Consider the following 20,120-nt stretch of genomic DNA (forward strand, 5'->3'; position numbering starts at 1 on the left):
TCATGCGCCCCGCCCGCGCCCGGGCCGGATGCTGCGGGTTATTTGCCCCGCCCCTTGTGCTGGCCGTTCTTTCCGCCATGCCACTTCATCATGGCACGCGGGAACTTCATCTGGGCATTCTTGAACTTGAAGAGCTGCTCGCTCGAGAGGAAGCTCTTGAACTTGTCGTAATACTCGCGGTCGAGCTGCGCCATCTTCTCGTCTTTCTCGAGCAGAGCCTGGGCGGCTTTTTCATACTCGGTATCCGATACGGTACCCTTCGCATGAGCTACCTTGCGGGCAAAGTCGCGAGCCTCCTTGTCGATTTTCCACTTCTTCGACTCCAGCTCTTCATAGAGGGTAAAGAACTGCTGGGCCTCCTGCTCGGTGAGCCCGATTTGCTTCGTCATGTAATCGCGACGGAACTGGCAGAACTGCTCATACTGGGCCTTGCGTTGTTCATTCGATTTGCCGGCCTTGTTCTGAGCCGCCAGCGACAAGGGCAATCCGCAGGCGAGGATTACCCACATTATCAAAACTACTTTCTTCATAACCAATGTTCGTTCCATTCTTGTTAATAATCGCCCTCGGTATACAGCATCTCATACGCCGTGTAATCGTCGACGTAGTGGGCAAACCACTCCTCCTCGACGGTACCCTCTTCGGGTGCCGAGGCGGTCATCTCTACCTGAGGGGTCTCGCCTCTCTCTACCGAGAAGATACCGGTAAACATCTTGAGCATGAGCCACACGCCCGCAAACATGGCGGCCATATAGACCCACGGCCTTACCCGCAGCCACAGCGTAGGTTGCTCGGGCATCGGGAACTCCCGCTCGGGCAGACTCTCGACCATCTTCTCGGTGAAATCGGCAAAATAGTTTTCCGGAACCTTCATACCGTGTTTCCGGCCGATTTCATCTAATATGGGACTCTTCTTTTCCATAGCTACACCTTTTGTTTGTTAGACGGGAAATGAGTGAAAAGGTTTAAATATGTTCATGCAGATATTCTTCTATTTTTTTGGCGGCATGGTGATACGAGGCCTTGAGCGCACCCACCGAGGTGCCCATGATTTCGGACATCTCCTCGTATTTCATCTCGTCGAAATAGCGCATGTTGAAGACCAGCCGCTGCTTCTCGGGCAGCCGCACGATGGCCTCCTGCAACAGCCGCTGGGCCCGGTCGCCGTCGAAGTATTCGTCGCTCTCGATATTGAGCAGCAGGAAGTCGTCGGCATCGTCGGCCTTGAGGTTGCGCAGCTCGCGCTCCTTGGCCAGAAAGGTGAGGGTCTCGTTCACGGCTATGCGGTAGAGCCAGGTCGAGAGCTTGGCGTCGCCTCTGAAGTATTCGATGCAGCCCCAAGCCTTCAAAAAGGTATTCTGCAACAAATCGTTGGCGTCGTCGTGCGAAAGCACCATCTTCCGTATCTGCCAGTAGAGCGGCTGGCTGTACCGCTCTACCACCCGGGCAAAAGCCTGACGCACGGTAGCCGGATTTTGTAGTTGCTCGATGACAATATCTTCGTTATACTCTTGCATAATCTCTACTTTGCGGCGATAAAGATACACAGAGCGTGCGGTTTGTTCCTAACATATCTTGCTCTTTTTTGTTATTTTTATTATTCGATTTCGACCGTAAAGCCATTTAATACATTACATTTGTCGCCTCGACACGAGGGGATGCCCCCTGCCCGGACTCCCGGCGCCGGCACCGCTCCCCCCACACCTTTTTATATTGAAGATTATGGAAACAAGTTCGATCCTCCTGGCCTTCGTGCTGACGATGATCGCCGGGCTATCGACCGGCGTGGGGAGCCTCATCGCCTTTTTTGCCAAGCGCACCAACACCAAGTTTCTCTCGGCCGCCCTCGGATTCTCGGCCGGAGTCATGGTCTACATCTCGTTCATGGAGCTGATGCCCGAGGCACTGGGCATGCTGGGCCAGCAGATGAGCCCGCGCATGGCCCACATCTGCATGCTGGCCGCCTTCTTTGCCGGCACCTCGTTTATCGCCCTCATCGACTTCCTCATCCCCGAAGACGAGAACCCGCACGAGATACACCGTGTCGAGGAGCTCTCCGACACCCGCCGGTTGCAACGCACCGGAGTGCTCATGGCGCTGGCCATCGGTATCCACAACTTCCCCGAGGGGCTTGCTACCTTCGCCTCGGCACTGGGCAACCTCGACATCGCCATCCCCATAGTCGTGGCCATCGCCATACACAACATACCCGAAGGCATAGCCGTGTCGGTACCCATCTACCAGGCCACGGGCAGCCGCAAGAAAGCCTTCTGGTACTCGCTCTCCTCGGGTCTGGCCGAGCCGGTAGGGGCCCTCATCGGCTTCCTCTTCCTGCTCCCCTTCTGGACCCCCCTCATCCACGCCCTGCTGCTGGCCTTCGTCTCGGGTATCATGGTCTTCATCTCGTTCGACGAATTGCTGCCCGGCGCCGAGAAATACGGCCATCACCACTACGGCATAGGCGGCGTCATCACCGGCATGGCGGTCATGGCCTTCAGCCTGCTGCTCTTTTTGTAGGGTCGACTCTCCCAAAAAATCACTATTAGTGAGGATTGCGACAACCACTTTTCCGATGTTACTTTGCCACCGTTAATTCACGGGGAGGTTCCACCGCTGTGCCTCCCGGCAAGGTAAACAAGATTTATGAAAAGATTTTTGCTCCCGGCCTTAGGGCTCCTTTCCACGTTCGCGGCTACGGCCGATCCCGCTCCCGTCACCACCGACTCGCTGGGGAACCGCCTCTACAACCTGAATGCCGTCACCATCATCAGTAACCCCAAGTGGGAATCGAACCTGTTTGAGTTTCCCGGCTCCATCTCGTACCTCGATACCGAGCAGATAGACCGCATGAACATCCACTCGGTCAAAGACATCTCGACCCTCGTGCCCAACCTCTTCATCCCCGACTACGGATCGAAACTCATCTCGTCGGCCTACATCCGGGGCATCGGCTCGCGCATCAACTCGCCGGCCGTGGGGCTCTACGTCAACAACATACCCTACCTCGACAAGAGCGCTTTCGACTTCGACTTTGCCGACATCGCCCACATCGAGGTACTGAAGGGGCCGCAAGGCACCCTCTACGGCCGCAATACCATGGCGGGGCTCGTCGCCATCAAAACCCTCTCGCCCCTCGAGAAGCAGGACTCCAAGGTGAAGCTGAGCTTCGGCAACTACAACTTGTGGGGAGTGAACGCCTCGACCAGCCAAAAGATTACCGACAATCTGGCCGTGGCCCTCAACGCCCGTTACCGCAGCGACGAAGGTTACTTCAAAAACCAGTATACCCACCGCAACAGCGGCAGCACCCGGTCAGGCGGTGCCCGCATCCAGATCGACTGGCGGGCCAGCCAACGGTGGAAACTGAGCCTCACCGGCGACTACGAGAGCAGCGACCAGCAGGGATACCCCTACGCCTACTACGACAAGGCTCAGCACAAGACCGGCGACATCGCCTACAACGACGAGGCCTCGTACCGCCGCGATCTCCTCACCTCGGGGTTATCGGCACAATACATCCACGACCGGTTCATCTTCACCTCGACCACCGGCTACCAGTACCTCGACGACGACATGCACCTCGACCAGGACTTTACCCCCCTCTCGATTTTCACCCTGCAACAGAAACAGCAGATGCACGCCGTCTCGCAGGAGTTTGCCATCAAGTCGCACCAGGGTAAACGGTGGGAGTGGGTAGGCGGCCTATTCGGCTTCTATCAGGACATCCACACGCAGGGACCCGTCGACTTCAAGCAAGACGGCATCGACCTGCTCATCACCCAACAGACCAACAACCAGCTGGCGGCCCTCAAGCAGAAACCCGCCCTGGCCGGCATGCCCGACATCACCGTAGCCATCGACAACCCCAACCTCTACATCGACGGTATCTACAAGACCCCCACCTACGGCGCGGCGGCATTCGGGCAGGCTACGCTCAACCGCATATTCGTCGACGGCCTCTCGGCCACCGTGGGGTTGCGCCTCGACTACGAGCGGGCCCGCATCTACCACCACACCCACGCCACATCGCCCCTCTCGGGCAATGCACAGGTCTCGATCAATGCCGGCGGACGGCCCATGGTCATCAACCAACCCTTCTCTCTGCCGCTGGGCATCGACGGACGCGAGTCGATGGAGACCCTCGAACTCTCGCCTAAATTCGAATTGAAATACAACATCGACAACAAGAGCTTCGTCTACGCCTCGGCCACCCGGGGATACCGCTCGGGAGGCTACAATTTCCAGATGTTCTCCAACCTCATCCAGTCGCAGATACGCACCCGCATGATGAGCGAGCTGATGAAGAGCATGGGCGGCGGCAACCCCGGCGGCGGAACGGGGGGCGGCAATACCGGCTCGCGCCCCATCGTGAGCCGCAGCGCCCCGGCAGGCATGCCCTCGCTCGAGAGCTCGACCGACGTGAACAGTGCCATCGCCTACAAGCCCGAGCATAGCTGGAACTACGAGATAGGCGGACGCTCGCAACTCATCGACCACTACCTCTTTGCCGACCTCTCGCTCTTCTACATCGACTGCCGCGACCAGCAGATTGCCGCCGTGAGCGGATACGGCCGCGTGACCAAGAACTCGGGCCGCACCGCCAGCTACGGACTCGAGGCCGCCCTGCGCGCCACCCCCACCAATCACCTGCTGCTCTCGGCCAGCTATGGCTATACCCACGCCACCTTCCGCGACTACAACGACGGCGAGAACGACTACAAGGGCAACTTCGTGCCCTTTGCTCCGGCCCATACCCTCGCCCTCTCGGGAGCCTACTCGCTGCCCATCGACCGCGAGACCGACGTCACCTTCGAGCTGCAATACCTGGGCCAGGGCAAAATCTACTGGACCGAGGCCAACGATGCCGCCCAAAACTTCTACGGGCTGGTAAACGCCTCGATTCTACTCTCGGGTAAATATGCCGACCTGAAACTCTGGGGCCGCAACCTGCTGAACCGCCACTACCAGGCCTTCTATTTCGAAACAATGAATGCCGAGAACCTGGCTTCGCCCAACAGCTTCGTACAGAGCGGACGGCCCATCACCTTCGGCGTCGACATCACCCTCAAGTTCTAAAGCAAAACACGAGAAAACCATAACCACAAGGTCAGGGGCTGTGTCCGGGAACTTTCGTTTCGGCGCAGCCCTTGCTATTTCCAGGCACCTTACAGGCTCGTCCGCTACAATACCCAAAGAGGGATTAAGCTATAAACGAACATTTTAAAAGAGCCTGGCGCCCTGCTCACACCACTCTTTCGATTCGATACCACTCTGCCTGCCCCTCTTGTGCCCCAAGTACGGCAGTCGCCCCTCTTCCAGCCTCACTATCGCCCACCCCCGACACCCCATGTAAAGAGGGTCAAATTGCCCATCGACACGAGCAACCTCTTAAACAGGAGCCCAATGCGTTATATATTAAGAATATATTTTTAGAAAAATACCTGAGAGAAGAGCCCAAATTTTCACTAATGTTTATATTTGTGAAAATATGACTCTAATACTTAAAAATGCGCAGAAGCCGAAAAAAAGTAAGAATTTTAGTTTTCGATTTCAAAATAGAACGCTATATTTGTACAAGTAAAACACGAAAAATAAAACACAAACCCTTAAAATAATAAAATTTAAGAAACGAATCTTTTACCATTGTTTTAAATGTTGATTTAAATCGAAGCGGATATAAGATCGGGCCATGAATTTTACAACATAAAGAGAGTATTATTAACCTTGATTATTAACAAACAAGCAGTATTATGAGAAGACAGGTGCTACTTCTGTTATTTTCCCTATTTGCTCTGGTAGGTTTCGCTCAGCAACGCACCGTAACGGGTACCGTTGTGTCGGCCGAAGACGGGCTGCCCATCATCGGGGCATCGGTCCATGTCAAAGGCACATCGCAAGGAACGACAACCGACTTAGACGGGAAATTTTCTATTAAAGTCAACGACAATGCAAGCCTCACGGTCAGCTATGTGGGCATGCAGGCTCAAACGGTTCAAGTCAACGGAAAATCGGTTATCAATGTAACGCTGCAAGGCTCCTCCTCCCAACGTCTGGACGAGGTAGTGGTAACAGCCATGGGTATCCGCGAAGAGAAAAAGAAGTTGAACTTCGCCGTCCAAAGCCTGAACGCCGATGAAGTAACCGCCGGACAGTCGGCCAACTTCGTCAACTCCTTGCAAGGAAAGATTGCCGGTGTATCGGTATCGGGCAGCGGTGGTTCGCCCAACGCCAGCTCTCAGATTATCATTCGTGCCATCTCCTCTATCAACTCGGGGCAGAACAACGAGCCGCTGTTCGTCATCGACGGTATGCCCATGCGTGGTGGAGGTACCTCGGCCGGCGACATCAACCCCAACGATATTGAAAACATGACCGTGCTGAAGGGTGCCGCCGCATCGGCCCTCTACGGTTCGGAGGCCGCCAACGGTGTAATTCTGATTACGACCAAGAGCGGTAAAAGCGGACAAATTGTCGTAAACGGTAGCGCCAGCGTACAGATAGACAACAGTGTACGGATACCCAAAATCCAACAGAAATATGTACCCGGCTCGCTCGGTTTCTATAAGGAAAACAGCGTAAGCGGTGGCTGGGGTCCCATGCTGAAACCCGGCGAACGCACCTACGACAACGTAGGCAACTTCCTGGGCACGGGCCTCTACCAGAAATACGACGTAAACGCATCGGGCGGTACCGACAAGTTCACGGCCTACGCCTCGTTCAACTACACCTCGACCGACGGTGTGGCTCCCGAAGACTACCGCGACCGCATGGGTGCCTTGATCAAAGCCACCTTCACCCCCACCAAGTGGGTCAAGATAAACGCTTCGTTGAACTACATCGACACCAAGTCGCGCTCCTTTGGTAACAACATGAGCAGCGTATATACCTGGCCTATCAACAACGACATGCGCAACTACAAGACCCCGCTGGGCAAACCGATTTACAGCACGGCCGACGGCGGTCGCTACGACAACTGGGACGCCCTGACCGATGCCGACAAGATTACCGCCGGCGTGAGTCCCTACTGGGGCCGCTACGAAGACTGGGGCGAATCACAATCGTCGCGTATGATTCTGAACGGGTCGATCGAATGGACTCCCATCAAAGACCTTACCTTCACCGGTAAGATTGCCTACGACAAGGGCTACACCACCTCCGACTCCTACGGAAAACCCCGTTTCGACAAAGACGAGCTCGACGAGAACGTAATCTCGAAATACCTCTACAAATACGGCTATTACCGATTTGAGCCCAGCCGTGGCGAACTGCTCACCGTACAAGGTTTGGCTACCTACAACGTAGACCTCTTCAAAGACCTCAACATGAGCATCCTGGCCGGTGCCGAAATCATGGTCAACAACAGCTACGAAGCCACCCTCTCGGGTCAAGAGTTTGTACTCGAAGGCGACTATTACAGTTTCAACAACACCAACACCGAGAACTGGATGAAGACGGGCGACTACCCCATCAACTACTTCCGTTCGAAGAAAAACAAATACGGATACTTCGGCGAACTGCGCTTCGACTACAAAGGCATCGCCCAATTGAGCGGAACAGCCCGTTACGACGGATCCTCGACCCTCAAGCAAGCCGAGAAATCCTCTTACTTCTACCCCTCGGTTACGGCCGGTTTAATCTTCAGCGAACTCTTCCACCTGAGCAACGACTGGTTCAGCTACGGTAAGATTCGCGGTAACTGGGCACAAGTAGGTAAGGATGCTACCCCCAACAAGTTTACCAAAGCCTATCGCGAAGGTTCTACCTTCCCCGACGGCGGTTACAGTATCGACCCCACCTCGTCCTACGCCATCACGCTCGAACCCGAGATGACCAAGTCGTGGGAAATCGGTGCCGACCTGCGATTCTTCGACAGCCGCACCCGACTCGACGTAGCCTACTACTCGACGATGGTCGACAACCAGATTGTTACCGTGCGCGTGTCGCCGGCATCGGGTACCATCCTGCAAGTACGCAACGAAGGTAGTATCGAGAACCACGGTATCGAAGCCACGTTGAGCCAGGACATCTTGCGCAGCCGCGACTTCGACTGGACCGCCAACCTCAACTTCGGTTTGAACCGCGGTGTCGTAAAATCGTTGCCCGAGGATGTGAGCGAAATTCAAGGAACCCAGTTCAGCGATATATACACCACCGCCTACCTGCACGGCTCTACTACCGGTATTTCGGGTAAGGACTACATGCGTTCGCCCGACGGTCAGGTGCTTGTCGACGAAGATGGCTACCCCATCATCGACCCGGCCAAGAGCGTATACATCGGTAACCGTGAACCCGACTTCCTGCTCGGTCTGAGCAGTACCTTCCGCTGGAAAGACCTCACCGTATCGTTCCTGCTCGACGGCCGCGTAGGTGGCGACGTGTACAACGGCACGGCCCGTTCGCTCTTCACCAACGGCATGCACAAGTCGCTCGAGAACTATCGTAACCGCGAGGTAGTAGTCAAAGGCGTTGTCGCTCAACCCGACGGCACCTACGTACCCAACACCACGCCTATCGTACTGAACCAGACCAACCTGAACACCTACTTCTACGGCGTAAGCTCCAACTTCATCGAAGATGGTTCTTACCTGCGTCTGAGCTACGTAACCGTAGGATACGACTTCTCCCGGTTCCTCAAGAAAGGCAACCCCTACATCAAGGGGCTCAGAGCCTCGATTACCGGCCGCAACCTCTTCCTGTTGACCCGCTACTCGGGCTCCGATCCGCAAATCTCGACTTCGGCAGCCTATGGTACCGGTACGATGGGTATCGACAACATGTCCATCCCGGCCACGCGCAGTTTCAACTTCACTATCAACGCAACATTCTAACACATAAGGAGCCATGAATAAATATAAATATATCATATTATCATTGTTAATCGGCCTGATGGGTACAACCAGTTGCGAAGACTGGCTGTATGAAAACATCAACGAGGACGCCGCTCACGAAGTGTTGCCCGAACAGGTATTCCCCATCGTCCTGTTCTACTCGGCTCAGTTGCAATTCGACCATGCCGAGTACGGCACCTACCTCTCACAAACCCTCACGACCGGCGGCCGTAGCCAGACCTCGAGCTTTGCCTACAAAGCCGGCTGGGGCGACTTCCTGACCATGAACCGCCACCCGCAATGGCGTCGTCACTTCTACGACATCGGTGCCAATGCAAAAGAGATTATCGACGGTGCTCACGCAGAGCAAGCCTGGAACCTCGAAATGATGGCCCGCACCCTGCGCCTCATGTCTACCCAGATGACTACCGACCTCTTCGGCGACATGCCCCGCAGCGAAGCCTACGAGTCGAACAGCCCCAAATACGATACTCAAGAGAGTATCTACGACTGGATGTATCAGGAGATCGACAATCTCATCGCCATGTACGAAAACCCCGCTTATACCGAAGCGGCCACCAACATCCCCATCGACCCGTCGATCGACCGCGTATTTGCCGGTGACCTGAACAAGTGGAAACACTACGCATATGCCCTCAAGGCCCGCCTGCTGCTGCGCAAACTGCCCAACTGGAGCAACAACGCTGCTACCTGCCAGGAGATTATCACCACCGTAGACAAGGCCCTCGAAGGCTGGGAAGACGTGCTCTACCACTTCGACGGTGGCAACGGTGCCCAGAACAGCCCCTGGGGCGAGGCATTCAGCCAAGCCGAACAAGGCGGTCTCGGCTGGGAAGGCCGTGGCAACATGCTGGGCTCGGCTATCCCCACCACCTACTTCATGGAGAACATCCTGGGTGTATTCGACTCGCACAGCAACCTGAACGGTTGGGCCGAAGACCCCCGTATCCTCGCCTTCATGAGCGCCCGCCAAGGCCCGGCTCAAAGCTCCGATACAGGAACCAAGATGCGTTACCTCGACACCAACATCGGTATGGACGTTTCGTATAAGGTAGAGAACTACCCCAATCTCTTCCCCGAAGTCGATGGCAAGAAGGTTTCGGTCTACACCCAGAACACCGGCTACGTACCCCTCTTCCTCGAAGAAGAGTTGCTTCTCATCAAAGCCGAGGCTACCTACTGGGCCGGCGACAAACCCACTGCCCGCACCCTCACCATGCAGGCCGCCGAGGTCAACTTCGAGCGCTTCAACCTCGAGTCGATTTATGGCAGCAGCTACTCGCGCTACCGCAACAACTACCTGGGCAACGAGAGCGGATCGGGTAAATACATCACTACCTACTTCCCCGCCGACGGGTTCAACATCGGCCACATCATGCGCCAGAAGTACGTATGCCTCTATCTGCAACCCGAGCAGTGGACCGACATGCGCCGCTACAACTACAGTTGCGAAGAGAACGGTCGCCAATACGACAACGTATACGTATATCCCGGACTGAAACGGCCCAACAACATCTACGAGGCCCACTGGGGCGACGATCCCAAAGCCTGGATCAACCGCATCAACTACGACCCCGAGACCGAGGAGAAATACAACAAGGCCGAACTCGAAAGACTGGGAGCCTACAAGAACTACCAGTGGTTGCGCAAACCCATGATTTGGCAATAAACAAGAGAGAAACAGAAAGAATTGAGGTATTCCATAAATAACGACATTCGATATGAAAAATAAAGTAAAAATAGCATCTCTGCTGCTGGCAATCGTGGGACTGTCGGGGTGTGAAGTCAACGACCCCATCAACGATTGGGCAGACCTGGGACAACAAACCGCATATGTCTACTGGGAGCTGAAAGATGCCGTCAACGCCGGTAGCGAACTCGACTTCAGAGTCTATTACTACACCGACGGCAGCACCGTCGAGAGCGCCCAAGTATGGTATGGCGTCAACAGCACCATCACCCGTGCCGTTACCTGTCCCTACATCAGTTACACCTACACCGAGACCGAGAGCAGCGAGGTAGTCGCCTCGCACCTGGTCAAGGAGTTCGACCCGTCTACCGTATCGTGGGACGATGCCAAATCGTCTTACATACTCGACTCGACCTTCCCCGTATCGGCATCGTGGGCCAGCGTAACCTGGGCCAACGTGGGCGGAACCGATTTCACCGAAACCCTGTTCCAGACCTACTTCCCCGGCGAGTACGAAACCAACTTCCGCGCCGCGCTCACCACGCAAATAGCCACCGACTATCATGGCAACATGAAAAAGATTGTGGTCGACGGGTTCATGCGCATGACCGAAGAGGAGTATGAAGCTCTCTTCACCACATCGGTCGATGCCGAAGGTAAAACCGTCTACAACATCACCGACGAAAACAAAGCTACGCTCGACGGTATCGTTGCCGGTCTCACCACTCCCGAACTGCTCTTCGACGGTAAGGAGTATGGCGTAAACTACAACTGTGCCTACACCCTCACCGCCCGGTTCCAAGTGACCGACTCGAAAGGGGTGAAGAGCAATACCGATATTAAAAACATTACTGTCAACTAATAGAAACGCAAAGAACAATGAAAGCATTAAGAAACATAGGTTTGACGGTAGTCTTGCTGGCCTCGTTGTCTGCCTGCGTAGAAAACGATCCCACCTACAATGTTTATCCCAGTGACGATGTAGCCTTTACCTACTGCGTCACCAACGAAGGATACGAACTCGACTACCTGGTAGGGTCCACGATACAGTTTACCAATACCTCGGCTCTCTCGGGTGCCTGCACTTGGGAGTTCGGCGATGGCGAAACCTCGACCGAACCCAACCCCACGCACACCTACAACCTGCCGGGACAGTATGAAGTAAAACTTACCGTGGGCGGAGAATTCACCACACGCCCGTTGCTCATCAACGATATTAAACCCACCATCGTCGCCAAGACCGAGAACGACGCGGTGTGCGTGATCAACGATGTAGAGGTAACCCTCGAGGTAACCCTGCGCAACCCCGCTGCTTCGGCTCAACCCGAATATACCTGGATTCTGCCCGAAGGAACTACACTGGTCGACCACCCCGAAATCACCGACAACACGTATGTAGGTGAAAATCCGGGCCGACTCACCTTCAAGAACATCGGTTCGCAAACCATCACCCTGAAGACGACGCTCGGCGGCCGCGCCCTGCAAGACGTGAAAGCCAACGTACAGGTGGGTACTCCCAACGCTTCGAAGACCCTCTACTATGCCGTCAAGAGCGGTAACATCATGGCCTACAAGCTCGACTACAACGTGCCCGAGGGCAGCAGCAACTCGCCTTTCGATCTGGGCGTGAAATCGGGAGCTCACCCCCTCAACCTGCTCTTCCACAACGACATTCTCTACGTACTCGACTGCGGTACTCAGTTTACCTACATCAACGATACCGAGAATAACCGCGGCGACGGCAAAATCACCGCCGTAGCCAAGGATGGCAGCAGCATGGAAACCGTGCTCTCCAACGTAGGAAACACCGCTTTCAACGACCCCTTCTACGGATGGATTGACAGCGAGATGCTCTACTTTGCCGACCGTAACACGGGTATCCGCCGCATCGGTGTCAACGAGCGCAACCTCGCCCTCAACACCAGCGACGCCAAGTTCGATTACTTCGTGATGAACAACCGCCTCGAATACTACGGCAACCCCTGGCAATATGGCGCCATGAACGCCTGCTTCGCCAAGGTCGACGGCCTCTGGTACTGGGGCAAGACCTACGGCGGTGGCGGTATCTACCGCTTTGCCGACAGCGACATCAGCACCGTCGACATCAGCCGCGGCAGCAATCCTCCCTATGCCGTCATCTTCCCCGACGAGTTCGTGAAGTCGTTTGTCATCGACACCAACAACCAGATACTCTACGCCATCATTCGTGACAAAGGTCTCTTTGCCGTGCCCATGGCCGACATCAGCGCCAACGACGCCTCCAAGACCAACACCAAAGCCGACAACAAATACCTCGTGGCCAGCTTCAAGTCCGATAGCGACGGTAGCACCGGCGAGTTTGTCGACGTATGCCAGATGGTTCTCGACAGCAGCGACGGATCGGTTTACTTCGGTCTGCGTGCCGACGAGGGTAGCGCCGAGCCTTCGGGTATCAAACGCTGGAACCCCGCCACGAAAAAGCTCGAAACCATCGTATCGGGTGTAAGCCCCTACGGCATTGCCCTGAACGACAACCTGTCGAACCTGTTCTGAAAACATAGACTACAATCCCATCCCGCCGGTCGTCACCGGCCGGCGGGATTCAATAAAAAAACAATAGCTAAATGAAATACATCGCCAAAATATCAATCGTGCTCCTCGCCCTGTGGATGGCTATCCCGACTTTTGCACAAGCGCCCAAGAAAGAGGTGCGTGCATTCTGGCTGTCGACCGTATGGCGCCTCACCTGGCCCCAAACGACCCTGATAACCGAGACCGGTAACACCCAGCAGATACAAAAGCAGAAAGACGAGCTCACCATGCTGCTCGACTCGGTGAAGGCGGCCAACTGCAACACCGTCTACTTCCAGGTGCGCGGCCGTTGCGACGCGATGTATCGTTCGTCCTACGAACCCTGGTCGAGCGACCTGGTGGCCACCCGCGGTATGGACCCGGGATACGACCCTCTCGAGTTTGTCGTCGAGGAAGGCCACAAGCGCGGCATCGAGGTTCACGCCTGGTTCAACCCCTACCGCTACGAAAGCGTGCTCAACCAATGGGACGGCACTCCCCTCAACTATCGCGAATCTCACCCCGACTGGCTGCTCGACTACTCGGGTAGCGGCTCCATCCTCAACCCCGCCATGCAAGAGGTTCGTGACCACATTACCGCCATCATCGAGGAGGTGGTAGAAAACTACGACATCGACGGCGTCGTATTCGACGACTACTTCTACATGTCGGGCACGACCGATGCCATGGACAACGAGCTCTACCAGACCCAGAACCCCGACAACCTCTCGCGCGGCGACTGGCGTCGGCAAAACGTCAACAAGCTCATTGCTCAGGTATACCAAATGATTCAATCGACCAAACCCTACGTGCGGTTCGGCATCTCGCCCGCCGGCGTGTGGTGCACCGATGCCTCCATCGCCGAGAAATACGGCGTAACCCCCACCCCGGCCGGTTCGGGCTGGGCCTACAACGACATCTTCTGCGATCCCATGGCCTGGATTCAGGAAGGTACCATCGACTACATATCGCCGCAAATCTACTGGACCATCGGGTCGAGTAGCGACTACACGACGATTGCCGCCTGGTGGAGCGAAATCGTACGCATGTTCGGCCTCCACTTCTATTCGAGCCATTCGGCCTCGAGCCTCAGCTCGGCCAAGATGCCTTCGCTCAACCGCAGCACCGCGGCTCAAGCCGGGCAACTCCTGCTCAACGGCGAACGGGTTCCTGCCCAATCGCTCTCCTCTATCGAACGCACTATCGCTCAAGAAAACCGGGCGAACAACTATATCATCGACGGGGCTACCGCCGCTTTCAAAGGCTCGGAGCTGGTGAACCAAATCAAGGTAAACCGCACCTTCGACGAAACCGGCGCCCCGGGTAGCGTCTTCTACAACATGCGCAAGGTGACCCACACCTCGGGCATGCTCGAGCTCTTGCGCTCCGACGTCTACAAATACCCCGCCCTCGTGCCCGCCATCAGTTGGAAGGCCACGACCAATCCCGGTCTCGTCTCCAACATGGCCTACAACAACGGCACCCTCTCGTGGACCGGAGTCAATGGCATGCGCTACGCCATCTATGCCGTGCCCGAAGGTACCTCCCAGGCTACCGCCTGCCGCGAAGCCCGCTACCTGCTGGGCCTCTCCTACGAGACCAGCTACACCATACCTGCCGACTGCCGCACCGGCTACACCTACGCCGTGGCCATCGTCGACCGCTATGGCAACGAATATGCCCCCCTCTTCCTGGGAGCCTCGGTGGGCAACGCCACTGCCGTATCGCTCACCAGCCCGGCTGACGGAGCGTCGGCCATCGGCACATTCGACTTTACCTGGAGCAGCGTAGCCGACGCCACGTACTACATCGACGTGGCCCGCGACAACGCCTTCGCCGACCTTATCCTCTCGCGCGAGGTAACCACCAACTCGTTTGCATCGAGCTACCTCCCCGACCTCGAGAAAGGTACCTACTACTGGCGAGTTCGCACCCGTCAGGCCAACTGCACCGACGCCACGTCGGCCACCTACAGCTTCAACGGCGGACCGTTCGAAATCGAATCGCCCGTGAGCGGTAGCACCAGTGTATCGACAACCCCCACCATCAGCTGGACCGTCTATCCCGGTGCTGCCGAATACCGCCTCGAAATCAACACCTACGACGACTTCCGCTCCATGGGTGTAACGCTCGACCAACGGTACAGCAGCAGCAGCAACAGCACCACGCTGAACGAGGGAGTATTGGTAGGCAACACCAAATACTACGCCCGGGTAACGGCCTATGCCGGCGACATCGAATACACCAGCCCCGTGACCTACTTCACTACCGAAGAGGCAATACCCGATGTACCCGTCATCCTCTTCCCCACCCAGGGAGCTACGGTCGAAGGGCCCACCCTGCAAGTGCGCTGGGCCGAAGAGCCGGCAGCCAAGACCTTCCGCATCGAGCTGCATACCGACGACACCTTCTCGCCCGTACGCAACGTGAAGCGCCAGACGGTCGATGCCTTCGTCTACGAAACCGAATTTGAAGGACTGGCCGACGGCGTGTGGTACCTGCGGGCTCGCTCGGAGTATGCCGGCGGCGAAACCGAATATTGCAACACCATCTCGTTCACCTATAAGAACACATCGGGCATTGACCTCACCCGGCGCGAAGGCAAATGCCAGGTTATCTCGGGCAACGGCGCGGCGCTCGTTGTGGGCCGTCAGGCACAACGCATCGCTATCGACGTGGCCAACCTGTCGGGCCAGATTGTCGCCCAATTCGAACGGGAGAATGTGGCCGAGGGCGACCGTATCGCACTCGACCTGTTGCCCCGCGGGGTATATGCCCTCATCGTCACCATCGACGGGCAACGTGAGATTTTGAAACTAATACGATAACCAACTGAAATATATTGATTCATGCAATATAGTTTTTAAATTATTTATTCATTTAAATTTATCTATCATGAAAAAATTATTACTTGGGATCGTTGCCGCATGTATGGCAACACCGATGGTTGCTCAAGACCCTGCAACTTATCAACCGGTGAATGGGTATTCTATCGAGAACCTGTGGATGAAATCGGTAGCTACCAACAACAACATGGACGAATTGGTAGGTGGTAACCGCTCTCGTGGTATGACGGTAAGAAATGGCGAAGTGCTCTATTCGTACAGAAGCGATTTCACCGGCATCAAAGTGTATGACCTGAAAACGGGTAACTTCAAGAAAGACGTTAAGTTCGATACCGAAAAATTCAAAGTAAGCTATGCTTACACCAAAGTCGATACGGTTGTCAACGCTCCGGGTGACACGACGTTCAACAAGACGCCCATGGAAGAGCAAAAAGTGCCTGGCTTCCTGTGCAACGATATCCAGGTTGACGATGCCGGCCACGTAATCGTGTTCAACATGTCGACTTCGCTGAGTGGCGAGGCTATCGGCTTGTGGTCCATCGATATGGCAACGGGCGAACCCACCAAGGTAATGGAGCTCAAAAACGCTCAAGGTCTGCTCGATGGCTATCGCGTTGACTACTTCGCTGTAAAAGGTGATGTAACGAAAGACGCTATCGTCATGTTCCCCGTCAGCAGTGGTAGTGTAGCTATCCGTTGCGACATCAAGGACGGCCAACTGATTGAGCAAACGGGCGATTATGCCGGCTGCACCTTCAAAGTTATCGAAATCCAGAAATATGCTCCCGAATCGGCTGCCGACAACGGAACAGGTCCCCGTATCGCTATCGTTGACAACGACTACTTCTACCTCGACGGTTTCAACAGCGGTGCTTCGCTCTACGACATGAGCGGTTCGCTCATCGAAAGCGTATATGACGCTCCCGAGGAATGTGCCCTCGTAAACGTAGGTAACAACGGTGTTGCCGAGTTTACTCTCAACAACAAACCCTTCTGTGCATACGTTATCTCGAACAACGTAGTAACTCCGGCTCAAGCCTGGAAGATTATCGAAATGGGCGAAGGTCCTACGTTTGCCGGTGCAACCTATTACTGGACGATTCCTGCCGACGGTATCGGTGCCAACTCGAACGCCGTTCGTACCGCCCTGCCTCGTATCGCCAAAGTAACCGACGGTAACGGTCTCGAAGCAGCCTACATCGCTGTATATGCCGAAGCTAACGGTACGGCTGTTTACAAAATGACTCCCGAAGGTTACGACGAAGACAGCGAATCGGGTGTTGCCCGCGTAGCTGCCGACAACGTGAAAGTATTCGTAAACGGCGACATGATCCAATTCTCGGGTGCTGCCGACGCTACGGTTTACAACCTGGCCGGTCAGAAAGTTATGGAAGCCAACGGTGTAGAGTCGATGGCTGCTCCTGCCGTGAAAGGTATCTACGTAGTAAAAGCCGTTGTTGACGGTGTACAAAAAGTTCAGAAAGTGGTTGTAAAATAAGCCCTTCGTGCTAAACCTCTCATTTAGAATATAACTTTTAAGGGAAGGGCGGTATATGTAAATCTCTTATATATATCGCCCTTTCTCTTTCCACTACGATACGAAACAGACTTTCTAAATCCTTTTATTTCCGCCCCGATAAATAAGCTGCCGACAAAAGGGAAAGCCCACCATGACAGTTCGAAACTTATCGCCGGCTCACATCGCATCTTAATCTTACACTTCACTCGGTTGCCTTATGAAAAAGATATTTACCCTTCTCTTGCTATTTACTCTGCTGCCTCTGCTGCTCAGCGCCAAAGGCACGGTAACCATCGGCGGTAGTCCCTACACGGCCGATACCCTGGCCCATTACAAGGTAGGCCCGGGCACATATCACACCTATGTACACTTCTCCGGGCCCAAAGACATGCGGGCCTTCTATCTCGAAATAGACGCTACCAACCCCTACATATCGTTCCAGTCGGTTCTGGGACGCGACTCGATTGTCACTTGCGAAGGCATCACCAACATGGCCGCCCGCAAAAGCCAGCCCGGCAGCCGCTACTTTGCCGGCACCAATGCCGACTTCTTTGCCACTTCGGGTGCCATAGGTACTCCCGTTCACGGATTCGCCTCGGGAGGCCAACTGGGCAAAGTGCCCGTATCGTCGGGTCCTCAAACTGCATTTACCCACAACGACGAGTGCTACATCTCGTTCGTCACCTTCTACGGCCAGGTTACTTACAACAATGCCACCTATGGCATCCATAGCGTAAACGGCTCGCGCGGTACCGACCAGTTGGTACTCTACAACCGCTATGTAGGCCACTATACCCACACCAACGCCTACGGCTACGAAGTGCCCGTGAGTCTGGCCGAAGGCGAGACCTGGGGGCTGAACCGCGCCGTGAAGATAGTCGTATCGGGAGCCGGCAGTACGGCCGGTAACATGGAGATTGCCGAAAACGGAGCCGTCCTCTCGGGACACGGTGCTTCGGCCGATTTCCTCAAAACCCTGCAACCCGGCGACGAACTGGAGATGAAACTGCTGCTCCAGCTCGAAGACGGCACCTACCCCGACATCAACTGCATGATTGGCGGCGACCGCAAGATTCTGGGCAACGGCCAGGTGCTCGATACCGATTGGGCCGAACTCCACCCGAGAACCTCGATCGGCTACTCGGCCGACCGCAGCAAAGTCTATATGCTGGTGGTTGACGGCCGCCAGAGCGGATACTCCGACGGGGCCACCACCAAACAGATGGCCGACATGCTCAAACTGGCCGGTGCAGCCGACGGCATGAACCTCGACGGCGGCGGTTCGAGCGGTATGTACATCGAGCAGTATGGCTTGGTCAACAGCCCCAGCGACGGCCACGAACGGGCCGTGAGCAACGGTATATTCGTCGTGTCGAATGCTCCCGACGACAACAACATTGCCGAAATCCTCTGCACACAAGAGTATTGCGTACTGCCCAAATATGGCGTATTCACCCCCCACTTCATGGGATATAACCAGTATGGCTACCTCATCAATACCGAGGTGACCGGCGTCACCCTGCGTTGCGACGAGTCGCTGGGCTATATCAAGGACAATACCACCCTCGTAGCCTCGGGCGAAGGCCGCGGCAAACTCTATGCCAGCTACAATGGCGCCGAAACGTCGGTCGATATTGTAATCGGTGCACCCGAAGGGCTCACCCTCCGACTCGACTCGGTCATCAACGACGGCCTCTACGAATACCCCATCGAGGTGACCTCGCTGGTCAACAACGAGCCGATGATTATCGCTCCCGAAGCCTTCGAATGGACGGTACAAGACCCCGCCATCTGCAGCGTAACCAACGGTAACCTGAAGGGGTTGGCCAACGGCAAGACCTATGTCTACTGCCAACAGGACGATTTCCGCGACACCCTCGCCGTGACCGTGCAGATACCCGCCTACCGCAACATACCCATCGACAATTTTGCCGATGCCTCGTCGTGGGAAATCACCAACTCGGCTCTGAAAGACATCGCCATCGTCCCCACAGCCGAAGGTACCGAACTGCGCTACACCTTCAATTCGGGCCGCGCCCCCTACCTGCAGCTGGCCAAGGATATTGCCCTGTACAGCCTCCCCGACAGCTTGAGCATCATCCTCAACACGGGCGAAACGCTGGTAAACAAAGTGGTGCTCACGATGAAAGAGAATGCCTCGATGACCTCGACCCTCACCGAGTTTGAAGATATTCCCCAGAATACCGACTATGCCATCTCCATCCCCATGGACGGCTATTTCGAAAACTACCGCGACATGTCGCACTACCCCGTCATCTTCAAGAGTTTGAAGCTCTTCATCACCGGTTCGTCGCAGACTGCCGGCAACCAATACGCCCTCAAGCTCAAGGAGTTCTCGCTCATCTACGACGGCATCACGGTGAACGTATCGAATCCCGAGATGGCCTCGCTGCTGCGGGTATATCCCAACCCCGTGAAGGCTGGCGACGCACAGGTATACTTCGCCCTTCCCGAGAGCGCCGAAGTGAGCTGCGAGCTCTACAACCTGGGCGGCCAACTGCTCAACCGGGTAGAGATGGGTCTGATGCCGGCCGGCGAAATAGCTCTGCCTACCGGCAATCTGGCCAGCGGCACCTATCTGCTCACCATCCGTCGCGGCAACCAGGCCGATACGGTAAAACTGATTATCCGATAACCGAATCCAA

Annotated in this window: 12 protein-coding genes; 9 read left to right on the plus strand and 3 right to left on the minus strand. The window is 55.6% G+C overall.

Annotated elements, in window-relative coordinates:
- Positions 1–38: 38 nt before the first annotated feature.
- From Q1K76_RS09015 to Q1K76_RS09025, 3 genes are read right to left on the minus strand one after another with little or no spacing between them, the layout of a single operon-like run.
- Positions 39–530, minus strand: a complete 492-nt coding sequence (locus tag Q1K76_RS09015; protein WP_143240937.1) for a hypothetical protein — start codon at positions 528–530, stop codon at positions 39–41.
- Between the two features lie 23 nt (positions 531–553).
- Positions 554–922, minus strand: a complete 369-nt coding sequence (locus Q1K76_RS09020) for a hypothetical protein (protein WP_300132711.1) — start codon at positions 920–922, stop codon at positions 554–556.
- 43 nt (positions 923–965) lie between these two features.
- Positions 966–1,517 (minus strand): sigma-70 family RNA polymerase sigma factor, encoded by a 552-nt coding sequence (locus tag Q1K76_RS09025; protein ID WP_300132714.1) that lies wholly within the window; start codon positions 1,515–1,517, stop codon positions 966–968.
- Positions 1,518–1,722: 205 nt separating this feature from the next.
- Here Q1K76_RS09025 and zupT point away from each other — a divergent pair, with 205 nt between their 5' ends.
- The 9 genes from zupT (at position 1,723) to Q1K76_RS09070 (ending at position 20,110) form a co-directional block, all read left to right on the plus strand.
- On the plus strand, positions 1,723–2,517 hold the full coding sequence (gene zupT, locus Q1K76_RS09030; RefSeq protein WP_087408726.1) for a zinc transporter ZupT: 795 nt from the start codon (positions 1,723–1,725) through the stop codon (positions 2,515–2,517).
- Positions 2,518–2,643: 126 nt separating this feature from the next.
- Positions 2,644–5,076 (plus strand): TonB-dependent receptor, encoded by a 2,433-nt coding sequence (locus Q1K76_RS09035; RefSeq protein WP_300132717.1) that lies wholly within the window; start codon positions 2,644–2,646, stop codon positions 5,074–5,076.
- Positions 5,077–5,750: 674 nt separating this feature from the next.
- Entirely contained in the window at positions 5,751–8,828 is a 3,078-nt protein-coding gene (locus Q1K76_RS09040) for a SusC/RagA family TonB-linked outer membrane protein (RefSeq protein WP_300132719.1), read from the plus strand.
- 13 nt (positions 8,829–8,841) lie between these two features.
- Positions 8,842–10,518, plus strand: a complete 1,677-nt coding sequence (locus Q1K76_RS09045; RefSeq protein ID WP_087408729.1) for a SusD/RagB family nutrient-binding outer membrane lipoprotein — start codon at positions 8,842–8,844, stop codon at positions 10,516–10,518.
- Between the two features lie 52 nt (positions 10,519–10,570).
- Complete coding sequence (locus Q1K76_RS09050) at positions 10,571–11,401, plus strand: hypothetical protein (RefSeq protein WP_258327144.1); 831 nt, start codon at positions 10,571–10,573, stop codon at positions 11,399–11,401.
- Positions 11,402–11,418: 17 nt separating this feature from the next.
- Entirely contained in the window at positions 11,419–13,071 is a 1,653-nt protein-coding gene (locus tag Q1K76_RS09055) for a PKD domain-containing protein (protein ID WP_300132721.1), read from the plus strand.
- A gap of 71 nt (positions 13,072–13,142) precedes the next feature.
- Complete coding sequence (locus tag Q1K76_RS09060) at positions 13,143–15,917, plus strand: family 10 glycosylhydrolase (protein ID WP_300132723.1); 2,775 nt, start codon at positions 13,143–13,145, stop codon at positions 15,915–15,917.
- A 103-nt stretch (positions 15,918–16,020) separates the two neighbouring features.
- Positions 16,021–17,433, plus strand: a complete 1,413-nt coding sequence (locus Q1K76_RS09065; protein WP_300132725.1) for a hypothetical protein — start codon at positions 16,021–16,023, stop codon at positions 17,431–17,433.
- Between the two features lie 238 nt (positions 17,434–17,671).
- Entirely contained in the window at positions 17,672–20,110 is a 2,439-nt protein-coding gene (locus Q1K76_RS09070; RefSeq protein ID WP_300132728.1) for a phosphodiester glycosidase family protein, read from the plus strand.
- Positions 20,111–20,120 lie beyond the last annotated feature (10 nt).

The sequence above is a fragment of the uncultured Barnesiella sp. genome (genome assembly GCF_946496565.1).
Classification (GTDB): Bacteria; Bacteroidota; Bacteroidia; order Bacteroidales; family Barnesiellaceae; genus Barnesiella; species Barnesiella merdigallinarum.